This window comes from Aeromonas sp. 600479, assembly GCF_049175515.1.
Classification (GTDB): domain Bacteria; phylum Pseudomonadota; class Gammaproteobacteria; order Enterobacterales; family Aeromonadaceae; genus Aeromonas; species Aeromonas veronii_A.
On record NZ_JAAKVF010000002.1, the window covers coordinates 1 to 14,498 of the forward strand.

Here is a 14,498-nt window from a genome sequence, read left to right on the forward strand (position 1 = left end):
TGGTGGCTATGACGGGATTCGAACCTGTGACCCCCGCATTATGAGTGCGATGCTCTAACCAACTGAGCTACATAGCCAACCTTGCTTCCGGTGAGTCGTTGCCTCGTCACCGTGCGGGCCGAATTATGCGTATCTGGCTCTGGGGCGTCAACCCTTTTTTTGCCAGAAAAACGCAATTTGAGTGCGTTTGACCAGATATTGGCCTCTGTTGCGCAAAAGCCCGACAATCTGGTTTTTTTTAAAGCATGACTGGCAGATAGCTGACTCTGCTCGATAAAAAACAGGCCAGCAAATGCTGGCCTGTCATGGGATTAGACGTTGAACAGGAAGTTCATGATATCGCCATCTTTGACGATGTAATCTTTCCCTTCAGCGCGCATCTTGCCCGCTTCCTTGGCGCCTTGCTCACCCTTGTAGGTAATAAAGTCTTCAAAAGCGATGGTTTGGGCGCGAATAAAGCCTTTTTCAAAGTCAGTGTGGATCTTGCCAGCCGCTTGCGGGGCAGTAGCTCCGACCGGAATAGTCCAGGCGCGCACCTCTTTCACACCGGCGGTGAAGTAGGTCTGCAGGTTGAGCAGCTGGTAGCCGGAGCGGATCACGCGGTTCAGGCCCGGCTCTTCGATACCAAGGTCAGCCATGAACTCGGCGCGATCTTCGTCGTCCAGTTCGGCGATGTCGGCTTCGATGGCACAGCAGACCACGACCACGACCGCGTTCTCGGCGGCGGCGATTTCACGCACCTTGTCCAGATAGGGGTTGTTCTCGAAGCCATCTTCCGCCACGTTGGCGATATACATGGTTGGTTTCAGGGTCAGGAAGTTGAGGTGGCTCACGGCGGCCAGCTCTTCTTTATCCAGCTTCATGCCGCGGATCATCTGGCCGTTTTCCAGTGCGACCTTGATCTTCTCAAGCACTTCTACTTCAAGCTTGGCATCCTTGTCGCCGCCTTTGGCGCGCTTGGACTGGCGGTGAATGGCGCGCTCGCAGGCGTCCAGATCCGACAGGGCCAGCTCGGTGTTGATCACTTCGATGTCGTCAGCAGGGGAGACCTTGCCGGCAACGTGAATGATGTTCTCGTCGTCGAAGCAGCGCACTACGTGGCCGATCGCTTCGGTTTCACGGATGTTGGCCAGGAACTGGTTACCCAGACCTTCACCCTTGGAGGCACCGGCAACCAGACCGGCGATGTCCACAAATTCCATGGTGGTCGGCACAACGCGCTGCGGATTGATGATGGCAGCCAGCTGATCGAGGCGGGGATCCGGCATCGGCACCACACCTGTGTTCGGCTCGATGGTGCAGAACGGGAAGTTGGCGGCTTCGATACCGGCCTTGGTCAGTGCGTTGAACAGGGTGGATTTGCCTACATTGGGCAGGCCCACGATACCGCATTTAAAACCCATGGATTGTTACCTTACTTGATGGATGCTGTGAGGCTCGCCCGTAGGCGGCCCGTGTCATGCTTTATTCGGCTTTGAAGCTGTGCAAGCGATTCATGGCCTTGGTCATATCTTGTTTGAACAGGATATCGGTGGCGCGCAGGGATTCGTCCAGCGCGGCGTCGATCAGGTTCTGTTCACTGCTGGGGGCCTTGGTCAGGACGAAGCCAGCCACCTGCTCTTTGCTGCCGGGATGGCCGATCCCGAGACGCAGCCGGAAGAAGTTATTGTTGTTGCCCATTTTGGCGATGATGTCCTTGAGGCCGTTATGTCCACCATGACCACCACCCTGCTTGAACTTGGCGATGCCCGGCGGCAGATCCAGTTCGTCATGGGCCACCAGCATCGCTTCCGGCTCAATCTGATAAAAACGCGCCAGTGCGGCCACCGCCTTGCCAGAGAGGTTCATGTAGGTGTTCGGGATGAGCAGCCGCACATCCTGCCCCTCGACCAGGATGCGGGCAGTATGGCCGAAGAACTTGGGTTCTTCACGCAGGCTAACATTGTGCCAGCGGGCCAGTTGCTCCACATACCAGGCGCCCGCATTGTGGCGGGTCTTGGCATATTCCGGGCCGGGGTTGCCCAGTCCGACGATCAGTTTGATTTCGCTTGTCACGCTTGATGTCTTCACTCGCAGCTGCCGTGGGCACACTACCCAGGGCAATAGGACGCAATATTCTAGCCGCCGAGTGGCGATCACTCAACCAATGCGCATGTTATGGCGGGATTTGCAGCATTATTGCGGCCAATGGGTGGCTAACGGTGGGCAAACGGGCCTCTTGCAAGAGGCCCGTTTCAGTTTACCGATGGATTGTGCCCGGTTGACTACCGTCGTTATTTGGCACGCAGCAAGGTGACGGTCTCTTCATCCAGTGCGGTCAGGGTGGGACGGGCATCGCGCACATACTCCACGAAAGAGGCTGCATCGGTGCCACAATCCACGCCGCTGGCCTTGCAATCGAGGGCCTGGTCCGGGGCATAGACGGCGCTCAGCAGTTCGCCGTTTTGTGCCACTTTCAACACCGGGAAGGCGGTCAACTTGCCATTGACGCTGGCGATATCGACCCGCTCGCTCTTCTGACGCTGGGCATTGGCCAGTGCCTGCCAGCCATCGTTGCCGTTGGCGCTGTAGGCGTTCATCACCACCCGATAGCGCTGGCTATCCACCAGATCCTGCCACTCGCCGCTTGCGGTTTTGCGCTGCAATTGGGTCAGAGTGCCCGCCTTGCCTGCGTCGGTCTCCTGGAAGGTGTAACGCAGGTTACCGCCATAGGGGAACTTGCCGGCATGGGCGCTGGCGGGCAGGGTGGCGGTGATGGTCTCGGTCAGCAGGGCGCGCACCTCGGCACCGGTCAGGGTCAGCACCGAGAGCTGGTTCTTGAACGGCAGCAGGGTGAGGGAGCTGTCCCCCTCGCGCCATTCGCCAGCGGGCAGGTCGGCGCGCACGCCGCCCACCGCAACCAGAGAAAAATCGACCGGGCCGCCGGTCAGGGCTTGCACTGCTGGGGTATTGGCCCAGTAGAACTCCCCTTCGGCAACCAGCGGCGCTACATCTGAGCCGTGGCTGTCGCTGCCGTTGTCACCGGGACGACGGGCATTTTGCAGCTGCTCGGGGATGGTGCCGATCACCGGGCCGTAGGCTTTCTCTAGCGCCGGTTTGTAGTGGCTGTCGATGATGCCGCGCAGGCGCGGATCTTCATCCACGGTCACCAGATTGGGCTGGTTGTCGACAAACTGGCTCGCCTCTTTGCTGCGGGCGTCGTCGAGTGCTTGCTTGCGCGCCGCATCGGCGAAGAAGTCGCGGCTGGCCAGCAGGCTGTTGTGGCCTTGGCAGTCGGTCACCTGACCCTGGCTGTCAAAGGTCACCTGTGCCAGACCGATGGCCTGGGCGTAGGAGCCCGCCTGCACCACGCAGGTCTTGCCGATGCCATCCGGATTGGTCACCAGCTTGGCGTAATCGCCTGTCTTGCCCCAGCCGATATTGCGAAAATCGCCGAGCAAGCTGTGGGAGTGGCCGCCGACGATGGCATCGAGGCCGTTTACCTTGGCGGCCAGCGCCAGATCCCGCTCGTTACCGATGTGGGTGAGTGCCACGATTTGATGGATCCCCTTGGCTTGCAGCATGTCGACCGTAGCCTGAGCCGAGGCGACCTCCTTACCAAAGCGCAGCTTGCCGACGTTGGGGGCTATGTTGCCCATGTCTTCCAGCACCAGACCGATGACGGCGACCAGCTGTTTGCCTTGTGGCAGGTTGTCGAGATCGGTGACCGGGCTCTTCTGGTTGCCGTCAAAGGCGTAGACCACGAAGGGCTTGAGGTTGTCAGCCTTGCTGAGGGCCGGATCGGACTTGGTGTCGAGGTTGGCGGCCAGCACCGGGAAGTTGACCCCCTCGATGAAGCGGGCCAGCTTCTGGTTGTCGAGATCGAACTCGTGGTTGCCCAGCGCCATGGCATCGAGGCCGAACTGGCTCAGCAACTCGGCGTTGGCCATCCCCTCGTTGAGTTTGAAGTAGCCGCTGCCCTGCCAGGCATCACCGCCGTGCAGCAGCAGCAAGGGCTGGTTCTTGGCCAGCGCATCGGCCTGATAGGCTTTCGCCATGGTCAGCAGGCGCGGGTAACCGCCAAAGCGGGTATAGAGGGTGTCCGTCTCCCCCTGCTGGGTAAAGATCTGCCCTTTGATCTCGGCATTGACCGGATCAAACTGGGAGTGGGTGTCGTTCATGTGAGCCAGGGTCAGCACGAAGGGCGGGTTCTCTTTGGCGGGCTGACAGGCGAACAGGGCGGAGGTGAGGGTCGCGAGCAGGAGGGGACGCAAGCAATTCATGGGTAAATCCTTAAGCCTGCCGGGGGCAGGGTCGTACCAGATAGCAGAAAGTTGGAAAGAGAAGGTCCAGAAAGACGAAAACCGCCTGATGGCGGTTTTCGTTATTGCTGAATCTATCAATGCTCAAACATGGCAGAGATGGACTCTTCGTTGCTGATGCGACGAATGGCTTCGGCCAGTACAGTTGACAGCGTCAGCTGCTTGACCTTGCCTACCGCTTTCATCTCCGCAGTGAGCGGGATGGAGTCGGTGATGATCAGTTCGTCGATCACGGAGTTCTTGATGTTCTCGACGGCGGAACCGGAGAAGACCGGGTGGGTAGCGTAGGCGAATACACGCTTGGCACCGCGCTCTTTCAGGGCCTCTGCGGCTTTGCACAGAGTGCCGCCGGTGTCGATCATGTCATCAACGATGATGCAGTCGCGGCCGGCAACGTCACCGATCAGGTGCATGACCTGGGAGACGTTCGGGCGGGGACGGCGCTTGTCGATGATGGCGATGTCGGTGTCATCCAGCAGCTTGGCGATGGCGCGGGCACGCACGACGCCACCGATGTCCGGGGAGACAACGACAGGAGACTCGAGGTTCTTGGACTTCATGTCTTCCAGCAGCACCGGGCTACCGAACACGTTGTCTACCGGAACGTCGAAGAAACCTTGAATTTGCTCGGCATGCAGGTCAACGGTCAGCACGCGATCCACACCGACGCTGGAGAGGAAGTCAGCGACAACCTTGGCGGTGATGGGTACACGGGCGGAGCGGACGCGGCGGTCCTGACGGGCATAACCAAAGTAGGGGATAACGGCAGTGATACGGCCAGCTGAAGCACGACGCAGAGCATCCACCATGACGATCAATTCCATCAAATTGTCGTTGGTCGGGGCACAGGTGGATTGAATGATGAAGATATCGCCACCACGTACATTCTCATTGATCTGTACGCTGATCTCGCCGTCGCTAAAGCGACCTACGGCAGCATTGCCGAGTTTGATAAACAGGCGATCTGCGATCTTCTGGGCTAGTTCCGGCGTTGCGTTACCAGCAAACAGCTTCATGTCAGGCACGGTTTGAAACCTCGGGGTTGCATCCAGTATGTGGGGGAGTCTGAAATCAGACCCTATCGTTTTGGGGCAAACGATTTATCAAGATAACGTACAAGGTGTCTGCTGCCCAATGATTGTGATGATACCGGTAACCCGAATCCGTGGCCGAGTGCAAAACCGGCCACGTTAATCATCATCAATACCGTTCGGTAAAATTGGCTGGGGTACTAGGATTCGAACCTAGGAATGGCGAGATCAAAACCCGCTGCCTTACCGCTTGGCGATACCCCAATCATTTGAACTGTTGCAATGTGGAGAAGAGAGGTGATATGTTCTCGCCCTTGGCGACAAACCCATCAAGTCCCTTCGGCACGCAGGCCAACACTTCCCGAGCAGTCACTTCGTCTTCAAATTGAGCAAAGACGCAGGCTCCTGTGCCCGTCATTCTTGACGGCGCGTATTCTAGCAACCAGCCGAGCGCATTGGCAACCTCGGGGTGGCGCTTTTTCACCAGTGATTCGCAATCGTTTTTCCACTCGCCTTCCAGCAGGTTGTCCAGCGCCATTTTCGGCGTGGCTCTCGGCAGCTCCGGATCCTGGAATACGGCCGCGGTCGCCACATGGCAATCGGGCTTGAGCACCAGATACCAGGCATCGGGCAGTTCGACCGGTTGCAGCCGCTCACCCACTCCTTCGGCAAAGGCCGCCTTGCCACGGACAAACACCGGCACATCGGCCCCCAGCTGGACGCCAAGCGCTGCCAGTTCATCTTCACTCAAACCCGCTTGCCAGAGGTGGTTAAGCGCTACCAGCGTGGTCGCTGCATCGGACGAACCGCCGCCAATGCCGCCCCCCATGGGCAGCACTTTCTCCAGCCGGATATGGGCACCTTGCGGGCTCGGCAGGGTTGTTTGCAGCAGCCGTGCCGCCCGAATAATCAGATTCTGCTCATCCGGCACCCCGGGAATGGCCGGGCTCAGGGTGAGTGTGTCGCTATTCGGTATCACCTCGAACTCGAGCCAGTCGCTGTGGTTGAGGAAGATAAACAGGGTCTGCAGCTCGTGATAGCCATCGGGACGACGGCCATTGACGTGTAGAAACAGGTTGAGTTTGGCCGGTGCCGGCCAGCGTGTGGAAGCCATTAACGTGCAAGAGTCCATTGGTTGATCTGAAGCTTGAGGCGGCTGTTCTGGCCGGTCATGGTCAGCTGGTGCGGCAGGCGGTAGCCATCCTGATCCCGATAATCGCCATAGACGATCTGCCACTGGCCGTCGCGCACGCTGGCCAGACTGCTGTCGGGGTTGAGTTCAAACTCCGCCTCACCCGGCAATCCCTTGATCCACTCCGGCAGTCCGGCGACCGGAATATTCCAGCCGGTGAGCTGATAGATCAGTGCTTCGGCATCCTGGCTATGGTGGCGATTACCGTCGCTGTCGAGCAGGGTGATCTCCCCCTTGCTGCGGGATAGCTCGAGAATGCTGGTGCCGATCAGGCTGGTGAGGTTGAGGCGATAATCCTCCCCATCTTGCTGCCAGTTGAGACGGGCGCTGCCCTTTTGCTGGGGCGTGATGATGGCCATCTTGCCGGATAGCTGCCAGTGGGTCAGCTGCTCGAGACGGGTCCGCTCCTGGTTCCAGTTCACCTGGTCACGCTGGGGTTGGGTAGTGGCACAACCGCCAAGGATTAACAGACAGGCGAGGGTAAAAATACGCAGCTGCACGGCAAGGCTCCAGAGAGAGAAATTTGCCACAGTATAAGGGGCGGCCGTATTGCTTTTAAAGACTTACCCTTTCTCGTACAATTGGCAGCCTTTGCACCCAGCGTAAGAAATGATCGTCGCCCACTCATGAGTTTGCTTGCCCTCGGAATCAACCACAACACCGCCAGTGTCGCCTTGCGGGAGCGGGTCGCTTTTGGCCCGGACTGCATCGATCGCGCCTTGCGTGAGCTGGTGAACCAGCCCGGCATCAACGAGGCGGTGATCGTCTCCACCTGCAACCGTACCGAGCTTTACTGCAATCTGGATGGCGAGCAGCAGGGCGAGGTGTTGCGCTGGCTGCAGCAATTCCACGGGCTGGATGCTGCCGAGCTGGTTAGTGCCATCTATCAACACCATGACGAAGAGGCGGTACGCCACCTGATGCGGGTGGCATGCGGGCTCGATTCGCTGGTGCTGGGGGAGCCGCAGATCCTGGGGCAGATCAAGCAATCCTACGCACATGCCCAGCAGGCGGAATCGGTGAAGGGGGCGCTGGAGCGGCTGTTCCAGAAATCTTTTTCGGTGGCCAAACGGGTGCGTACCGATACCGAGATTGGCGCGAGTGCCGTGTCGGTGGCGTTTGCCGCTGTCAGCCTTGGTCGTCGTATTTTTGCCGATCTCTCCCAGACCAGGGTGTTACTGGTCGGGGCTGGAGAGACCATCGAACTGGTGGCTCGCCATTTGCGCGAGCAGAATGTCACCCGGATGATGGTGGCCAACCGCACCCTGCAGCGCGCCCAGACCCTGGCGGCCGAATTTGGCGCCCAGGTGATGACGCTCGAAGAGATCCCCGACTATCTGCACGAGGCAGATATCGTCATCAGCTCGACCGCCAGCCCTTTGCCCATCATCGGCAAGGGGATGGTGGAGCGGGCGCTCAAGGCTCGTCGTTTCAAGCCGATGTTTCTGGTGGATATCGCCGTACCGCGTGACATAGAGGCTGAAGTGGACGAGCTCTCCGACGCCTATCTCTACACGGTGGACGATTTGCAGGGGATCATCGAGCAGAACCTCGAAACCCGTAAACGGGCCGCGGCACAAGCCGAGGTAATCGTGCAGGAAGAGCGCGACGAGTTTATGGGTTGGTATCGCGGCCAGAGCTCGGTCGACCTCATTCGCGATTACCGCCATCAGTCACAGCAAGTGGCTGATGAAGAGTTGCAACGGGCCCTGCTGGCATTGGCGCAGGGCGAGAGTGCCGAACAGGCGCTCAAGGCGATGGCCCACCGCCTCACCAACAAGTTGATCCATGCACCGACCCAGGCCCTGCGCCAGGCGGCCTCCCGGGGCGACGAGAGTACGCTGTCCCGGTTGCGACAGGCACTGGGATTGTCACAAGAGTAATTGTTCGGGGCTGCCATGCTGGTGGCCCTCTCCTCCATTCGAGATAGCAAGAGTTATGAATCCGTCACTGATCAGAAAGCTGGAAGGCCTCATCGAGCGCCACGAAGAAGTTCAGGCCATGCTCGGCGAGCCGGACGTGGTCTCGGATCAGGAGCGCTATCGCGCCCTGACCCGCGAATATGCCCAGCTGGAAGATATCGTTCACGCCTTCCAGCGTTTTCGTCAGGCGCAGGATGATCTGGAAACGACCCAGATGATGCTGGAAGAGGATGATGCCGACCTGCGGGAGATGGCGCAGGAGGAGCTGCCGCTCGCCAAGGCCAATCTGGAGGTGTTGGAGCAGGAGCTGCAGGTGATGCTGCTGCCCAAGGATCCCAAGGATGACAACAACTGCTATCTGGAAATCCGGGCCGGTGCCGGCGGTGACGAAGCGGCCATCTTTGCAGGCGACCTGTTCCGCATGTATTCACGGTTTGCCGAGCGTCAGGGCTGGCGCGTCTCCATCGTCAGCTGTAATGACGGGGAGTATGGTGGTTATAAGGAGGTGATCGCCAAGATCGATGGCGAGCGCGTCTACGGCCGTCTCAAGTTTGAATCCGGTGGCCACCGGGTGCAGCGGGTGCCGGAGACCGAATCCCAGGGGCGAGTGCACACCTCCGCCTGTACCGTCGCCGTGTTGCCGGAAGTACCGGAAGCCGAGCAGATCGAGATCAATCCGGCCGACTTGAAGATCGATACCTTCCGCGCCTCCGGTGCCGGTGGTCAGCATGTCAACAAGACCGACTCGGCCATCCGCATCACCCACCTGCCGACCGGGTTGGTGGTGGAATGTCAGGACGAGCGCTCCCAGCACAAGAACCGCGCCAAGGCGATGTCAGTTCTCTCCGCCCGCTTGCAAGCGGCCGAGGATGAGCGCCACCGCGCCGCCGAGCAGAGCACTCGCCGCAATCTGGTGGGCTCCGGCGATCGCTCCGAGCGCATCCGGACCTACAACTATCCGCAGGGCCGTCTCTCCGAGCACCGCATCAATCTCACCCTGTACCGTCTCTCCGAAATTTTGGAAGGGGACTTGGACTGCGTCATCACGCCGCTGGTGCAGGAGTATCAGGCCGACCAGCTTGCCTCCTTGGCCGAGAGCAATTGATGCAAGTGCAGTACCGGCAAGCTCGCATTCAGAAGAGCGCGATTAAGGTAGGGCCGCGTTGATGCAGATCCAGCAGGCCCGCGCCCATATCATGACTGTGTTGGCGGGCGGGGAATCCCCCCGCGCCGATGCCGATGCACTGCTCTGCCATCTGCTCGATTGTCGTCGCAGCTATCTGATGACCTGGCCCGAGCGTGAGCTGGATGCCGACCAGCAGGCCATCCTGCAGGGGTGGCTGGCCCGTCGTCTCAACGGCGAGCCTATCGCTCATCTCGTTGGCGAGCGGGAGTTCTGGTCGTTGCCGTTGAAAGTGAGCCCAGCGACCCTGATCCCGCGCCCCGATACCGAGGTGCTGGTGGAACAGGCGCTGGCGAAGATCCCGCAAGGGCCCTGCGCCGTGCTGGATCTGGGTACCGGCACAGGTGCCATCGCGCTGGCGCTCAAGTCCGAGCGGCCCGAAGTTGATGTGTGGGCGGTGGATCGGATGGCAGATGCCGCGGCGCTGGCCCGCGAGAACAGCACCGCGCTGGGGTTACCCATCGAGGTGCGCGATGGCAGCTGGTTCGAACCCTTTGGTGAGCCGGATCGCGACAAGACGCCACGTTTTGCGGTGATTGTCTCCAATCCCCCCTATATCGACGGCGCCGATCCCCATCTCGAGCAGGGTGACGTGCGCTTTGAACCTCGCTCGGCGCTGGTTGCGGACGAATCGGGGCTGGCGGATATCCGCCATATTGCGACCCATGCCCCGGCCCATCTGCACTGCGAAGGGTGGCTGCTGCTGGAACATGGCTGGGATCAGGGGATGGTGGTGCGCCAGCTGTTGCAGGATCTGGGCTATCGCAGCGTAACCACGGTGCGTGATTACGGGGAGAACGAGCGGGTCACTCTGGGCATGTGCCCGACCTGCTGACTCCCTTTACTACCAGTTTGACGGGCAGGGGTGAGGCTTCTGCATCGAGGATTGACATTGAACAGCTATCTTTTGCTCAAACATCTGCATCTCACCCTGATTGGCGGGGCAGTGCTGATGTTTATGCTGCGTTTTTACTGGGTTCAGGCCGGCTCCGCTCGGGCATTCAGCGCACCCGTGCTGAAAACCAGCGGTCTGCTCAACGGACTGGTGGTGCTCTCCGGCATACTGCTCTGCGTGGTGCTGGGTCTCAACCCGCTCAATAACGGCATTCCCTGGCTCAGCGAGAAGTTGACGGGGATCCTGGTATTGGTCTTTCTGGCGGCGATGGCGCTGCGGTTGGCCAAAAGCAATCTGGTGCGCTGGTGTTCCTTTCTGGGGGCGCTCGGCTGGATCTACTTTATTGCCAAGTTGGCAGTGCTCAAACAGGCGAGTTTGTTCGGTTAAGGCATGAAAAGCATGTTACGTATAGACGAATGGACCGATTTTGAAGCCCATGAGCTGACCGAGCTGGCCCTGGCGGTCAGCGATGAAATCTATGGCTCGGCCGAGCAGGGGATCCGCGAGCTGCAGCTGCTGGATGAGTGGCTGGATGAGCAGATCGAAGAGGGGACCTGCGACGAGGTGCGCCAGCAACTGCTGCGCGGTTTCTATCAGAGCCTCGGGTTTTACGGCGACTGGCAGGATTATTTCTCGGCTGACAACTGCGACATCAATCAGGTGCTGCTGCAGCGTAAGGGAATACCCGTCAGCCTCGGTATCCTGATCATCCAGTTGGGACGCAAGATTGGTCTCGATGTGGAGGGGATCTGTTTCCCGGGTCACTTCCTGGTGAGCTTTGCTGGTGGCGAAGGGGAGGTCTATGTCGACCCCTTTACCGGCGACGAGTTGAGCCTAGCCCGTATTGAACTGCTGCTGCGCGGTGCGCTCGGCGATCTGGCCACCCTGACCCCGGACTACCTGCAGCCCTCTGGCCAGTGGGAGATCATCGAACGGCTGCTCAACGTCAGCAAGGGGGCCTTGCTGCGGGAAGATCGCATGCCCGAGGCTCTGCGCTGCAGCGAGTTACTTCTACGGATGAAGCCCGGCGATCCCCTGGAGACGCGGGATCGCGGCTTTATCTACGAGCAGCTCGATTGCCCGCGCCAGGCTGCCGACGATTTCGAATACTTTATTGAGCAATGCCCGGACGATCCGGTAGCCGATGTGCTGAAAGTGCAACTGGCTGCGCTGGATCTTAGCCCCAAGCCTCTTCATTAAGGACGCTTGAAACTGACACAGAAGAATACCAAGGCTGCTGTGTCCGGTCGCAATGGACTAACTTGGCTTCAGGCCCTTTCATTAAGGGGCTCTTGGAGTCGAAACAGAAGAATATCAAGGCCGCTGCGCCCGGCTGCAACGGACTAACTTGGCTTCAGGCCCTTTCATTAAGGATGTCTTGGAGTCGAAACAGAAGAATATCAAGGCCGCTGCGTCCGGTCGCAACGGATTAACTTGGCTTCAGGCCCCTTCACTAAGGAAGTCTTAGATGGAACAGAAGAATATCAAGATCAACCAGATCGATGTTGCCAATGACAAACCGTTCGTGCTGTTTGGCGGCATGAACGTGCTGGAATCCCGCGATATGGCGATGGCGGTATGCGAGAAGTATGTGGAAGTGACCAGCAAGCTGGGCATCCCGTTTGTCTTCAAGGCGAGCTGGGATAAGGCCAACCGCTCCTCCATCCACTCCTACCGTGGTCCGGGTCTGGAAGAGGGGATGAAGATTTTTCAGGAGCTGAAAGCGACCTTCGGCATGCCGGTTATTTCCGATCTGCACGAACCCCATCAGGCCAAACCGGTTGCCGAGGTGGTGGACGTTATCCAGCTGCCCGCTTTCCTGGCACGCCAGACCGATCTGGTGGAGGCGATGGCCCGCACCGGCAACGTCATCAACATCAAGAAGCCGCAGTTCCTGAGCCCAAGCCAGATGAAGAACATCACCGACAAGTTCGAGGAGTGCGGCAATGATCAGCTGATCCTCTGCGAGCGTGGCGCCAACTTTGGCTACGACAACCTGGTGGTGGACATGTTGGGTCTGGGCGTGATGAAGAAGAGTACCGGCGGCTATCCGGTGATCTTCGACGTGACCCATTCCCTGCAGTGCCGCGACCCGCTGGGTGCCGCCTCCGGTGGCCGTCGCGAGCAGGTGACCGAGCTGGCCCGCGCCGGTATGGCAGTCGGTCTAGCCGGTCTCTTTATCGAATCACACCCGGATCCGAAAATTGCCCGTTGTGATGGTCCGAGTGCTCTGCCGCTGGAGAAGCTGGAAGGCTTCCTCAAACAGATGAAGGCCATTGATGACCTGATCAAGGGCTTCGAACCCCTCGATACCTCTGCCTGATGGGGCAAGCACTTATTACAAGGCCTCGCAATGCGAGGCCTTGTTTTTTTGTGCTTACCCAGTGAAAAGCTCGTATAAAAAAACGGCCTACCGGCCGTTTTTTTTGTGCTGATACTCGCTATATCAGCGGTTCACTGCAGGACGCTGATTACAGGCTCTGGGTGAAAGTACGGGTAACCACGTCACGCTGCTGTTCCGGGGTCAGGGCGTTGAAACGCACTGCGTAGCCAGATACGCGGATGGTCAGCTGCGGGTACTTCTCCGGATTCTCGATAGCATCTTCCAGAGTTTCGCGACGCAGCACGTTGACGTTCAGGTGCTGACCACCTTCAACAGCCGGTTCGGCCTGAACAGGCAGCTCGCGGTATTCGAACTGGCCCAGGTCAGAGAGTGCTACCTCCTGATCGGCAGCAAAGGCATCGCCTTTGACACAGATGCAGCGAGCCTGTTGCTTCTCTTCGTCCAGCAGCCAGAAAGAGTTCAGCAGGGCGGTGTTGGCAGCTTGGGTGATTTGAATGCCTTTGATCATGGTATGACTCCTCAATGGGAACGCGAATCCAACTGTAAGGAAATTACCCTGATGTATTTAAGCTACCGTTAATTGCGGTGACTTAAAGGGCCCTTGCCTTACACCTTTGCTTTGATGGGGTCATATATACCACGGTGGTAATATTACCAAAATTGATCTGGATCAATAAAATCCGACAAAGCGCCATTTCAATGGGATTAAATTCTTGAGTTGAATCAAAAATAGGTCATTTTTCTGATTTTGTAAGATATCCAAATTATGCATCTTTTATCTCGTTAATCTAGTAATTTAACTACATCTTTTTCAGCTTTTCTGCGGTGGATTGAGGTGTTGACTACACTCAGCAGAAAGCAAGGAGAGTGTCGGGTGAATATCAGGTGGCGAAAGTGGGGATGGTTGGCCCTGTTCTGTTGTTGGGCAATCACGACTGTGGTCCGGGCCGAAACGGTACGCATTGCGGTGGGCGAATGGCCGCCCTATATCAGTGAGTCGCTGCCCAACCAGGGGTTCCTCTGTCAGGTGGTGCGCGAAGCTTTTGCCGAGCAGGGGGTCGATGTCAGCTTTCATTTCTACCCCTGGGCTGAGGCATACAGCCTGACTCTTGAAGGGCGTTATATGATTACCATGCCCTGGTTTCGCTCTCGCGAACGCGAACAGTACTTCTATCTCTCTGCATCGCTGGGCAAATTTACGACCCGTCTGCTTGCGCTGAACGGCTCGCCATTGGTCAGTATGGGTGAGCTGAAAAACGAGCCTGTCGGGGTTACCCGTGGCTATTTTTATGGTGAAGGGTTTGCTGCAAGGCAATCCGAGCTGGCGCTTGAGTGGTCCGACTCCGATGAGGAGAGCATGGAGAAACTACTTACCGGACGTATTCGTTATCTGGTTATGGATGAGCAGGTGGCCCAGGTTCTGTTTCAGCAGGCACTCTCTCGTCATCCCCAATCGCTGTCACTGACCGGCGCCGCCGACCCCATCTGGTCGCAACCGGGATACTTGCTGATGCGCAAGGCCGATCCCGATGCGCGCCGCTTGATGTTGCTGTTTAACGCAGGCCTGCACAAACTGGAGCGCTCCGGCCGGCTCGCCAAGCTCTGGAAAGTGTGAGCTACGGTTGCGTCT

13 protein-coding genes, 2 tRNA genes and 1 pseudogene are annotated in these 14,498 nt (G+C 58.5%); 7 read left to right on the forward strand and 9 right to left on the reverse strand.

Annotated elements, in window-relative coordinates:
* From G5149_RS02640 to lolB, 8 genes and pseudogenes are all read right to left on the reverse strand, one after another.
* Window positions 1–77 (reverse strand) — tRNA-Met (locus tag G5149_RS02640).
* Between the two features lie 234 nt (window positions 78–311).
* Window positions 312–1,403: a redox-regulated ATPase YchF gene (ychF, locus tag G5149_RS02645; RefSeq protein ID WP_005343844.1), complete on the reverse strand. Its 1,092-nt coding sequence runs from the start codon at window positions 1,401–1,403 to the stop codon at window positions 312–314.
* Window positions 1,404–1,464: 61 nt separating this feature from the next.
* Window positions 1,465–2,055: an aminoacyl-tRNA hydrolase gene (gene pth / locus G5149_RS02650; protein WP_167574292.1), complete on the reverse strand. Its 591-nt coding sequence runs from the start codon at window positions 2,053–2,055 to the stop codon at window positions 1,465–1,467.
* A gap of 218 nt (window positions 2,056–2,273) precedes the next feature.
* Window positions 2,274–4,262: a bifunctional metallophosphatase/5'-nucleotidase gene (locus G5149_RS02655; RefSeq protein ID WP_421211472.1), complete on the reverse strand. Its 1,989-nt coding sequence runs from the start codon at window positions 4,260–4,262 to the stop codon at window positions 2,274–2,276.
* 116 nt (window positions 4,263–4,378) lie between these two features.
* Window positions 4,379–5,326, reverse strand: a complete 948-nt coding sequence (locus G5149_RS02660; RefSeq protein ID WP_005343846.1) for a ribose-phosphate pyrophosphokinase — start codon at window positions 5,324–5,326, stop codon at window positions 4,379–4,381.
* Window positions 5,327–5,521: 195 nt separating this feature from the next.
* A tRNA-Gln gene (locus tag G5149_RS02665) sits at window positions 5,522–5,596 on the reverse strand.
* Window positions 5,576–6,446, reverse strand: a pseudogene (gene ispE / locus G5149_RS02670) (4-(cytidine 5'-diphospho)-2-C-methyl-D-erythritol kinase). The gene G5149_RS02665 and the pseudogene ispE overlap by 21 nt, the downstream one beginning before the upstream one ends.
* Window positions 6,446–7,024 carry a lipoprotein insertase outer membrane protein LolB gene (gene lolB / locus G5149_RS02675; protein WP_421211474.1) on the reverse strand — a complete coding sequence of 193 codons (579 nt, stop codon included), beginning with the start codon at window positions 7,022–7,024 and terminating at the stop codon, window positions 6,446–6,448. Before lolB ends, ispE begins: the two are co-directional and overlap by 1 nt.
* A gap of 126 nt (window positions 7,025–7,150) precedes the next feature.
* Here lolB and hemA point away from each other — a divergent pair, with 126 nt between their 5' ends.
* The 6 genes from hemA to kdsA all read left to right on the forward strand — a co-directional run bounded on the left by hemA (window position 7,151) and on the right by kdsA (window position 12,847).
* A complete protein-coding gene (hemA, locus tag G5149_RS02680) occupies window positions 7,151–8,407 on the forward strand; it encodes a glutamyl-tRNA reductase (RefSeq protein WP_337072545.1) in 1,257 nt (418 codons plus the stop codon).
* Between the two features lie 55 nt (window positions 8,408–8,462).
* Complete coding sequence (gene prfA, locus G5149_RS02685; protein ID WP_216979297.1) at window positions 8,463–9,551, forward strand: peptide chain release factor 1; 1,089 nt, start codon at window positions 8,463–8,465, stop codon at window positions 9,549–9,551.
* A 61-nt stretch (window positions 9,552–9,612) separates the two neighbouring features.
* On the forward strand, window positions 9,613–10,464 hold the full coding sequence (gene prmC / locus G5149_RS02690) for a peptide chain release factor N(5)-glutamine methyltransferase (protein WP_337072546.1): 852 nt from the start codon (window positions 9,613–9,615) through the stop codon (window positions 10,462–10,464).
* Between the two features lie 57 nt (window positions 10,465–10,521).
* Complete coding sequence (locus G5149_RS02695; RefSeq protein ID WP_288729540.1) at window positions 10,522–10,911, forward strand: SirB2 family protein; 390 nt, start codon at window positions 10,522–10,524, stop codon at window positions 10,909–10,911.
* Window positions 10,912–10,923: 12 nt separating this feature from the next.
* A complete protein-coding gene (locus tag G5149_RS02700) occupies window positions 10,924–11,724 on the forward strand; it encodes a SirB1 family protein (protein ID WP_216979294.1) in 801 nt (266 codons plus the stop codon).
* Between the two features lie 268 nt (window positions 11,725–11,992).
* Window positions 11,993–12,847 carry a 3-deoxy-8-phosphooctulonate synthase gene (kdsA, locus tag G5149_RS02705; protein ID WP_005334937.1) on the forward strand — a complete coding sequence of 285 codons (855 nt, stop codon included), beginning with the start codon at window positions 11,993–11,995 and terminating at the stop codon, window positions 12,845–12,847.
* 148 nt (window positions 12,848–12,995) lie between these two features.
* Here kdsA and grcA read toward each other — a convergent pair whose 3' ends face one another.
* A complete protein-coding gene (gene grcA, locus G5149_RS02710; protein ID WP_005343856.1) occupies window positions 12,996–13,376 on the reverse strand; it encodes an autonomous glycyl radical cofactor GrcA in 381 nt (126 codons plus the stop codon).
* 429 nt (window positions 13,377–13,805) lie between these two features.
* Here grcA and G5149_RS02715 point away from each other — a divergent pair, with 429 nt between their 5' ends.
* Window positions 13,806–14,483 carry a substrate-binding periplasmic protein gene (locus tag G5149_RS02715; protein ID WP_236344800.1) on the forward strand — a complete coding sequence of 226 codons (678 nt, stop codon included), beginning with the start codon at window positions 13,806–13,808 and terminating at the stop codon, window positions 14,481–14,483.
* The last annotated feature ends 15 nt before the right edge of the window (window positions 14,484–14,498 follow it).

Bases quoted from the DNA above. Each gene is read 5' to 3' on its own strand.
- G5149_RS02655 (WP_421211472.1), bottom strand. From the start codon at position 4,262: ATGAATTGCTTGCGTCCCCTCCTGCTCGCGACCCTCACCTCCGCCCTG.
- G5149_RS02700 (WP_216979294.1), top strand. From the start codon at position 10,924: ATGTTACGTATAGACGAATGGACCGATTTTGAAGCCCATGAGCTGACC.
- hemA (WP_337072545.1), top strand. From the start codon at position 7,151: ATGAGTTTGCTTGCCCTCGGAATCAACCACAACACCGCCAGTGTCGCC.
- prfA (WP_216979297.1), top strand. From the start codon at position 8,463: ATGAATCCGTCACTGATCAGAAAGCTGGAAGGCCTCATCGAGCGCCAC.
- grcA (WP_005343856.1), bottom strand. From the start codon at position 13,376: ATGATCAAAGGCATTCAAATCACCCAAGCTGCCAACACCGCCCTGCTG.
- kdsA (WP_005334937.1), top strand. From the start codon at position 11,993: ATGGAACAGAAGAATATCAAGATCAACCAGATCGATGTTGCCAATGAC.
- ychF (WP_005343844.1), bottom strand. From the start codon at position 1,403: ATGGGTTTTAAATGCGGTATCGTGGGCCTGCCCAATGTAGGCAAATCC.
- prmC (WP_337072546.1), top strand. From the start codon at position 9,613: ATGCAGATCCAGCAGGCCCGCGCCCATATCATGACTGTGTTGGCGGGC.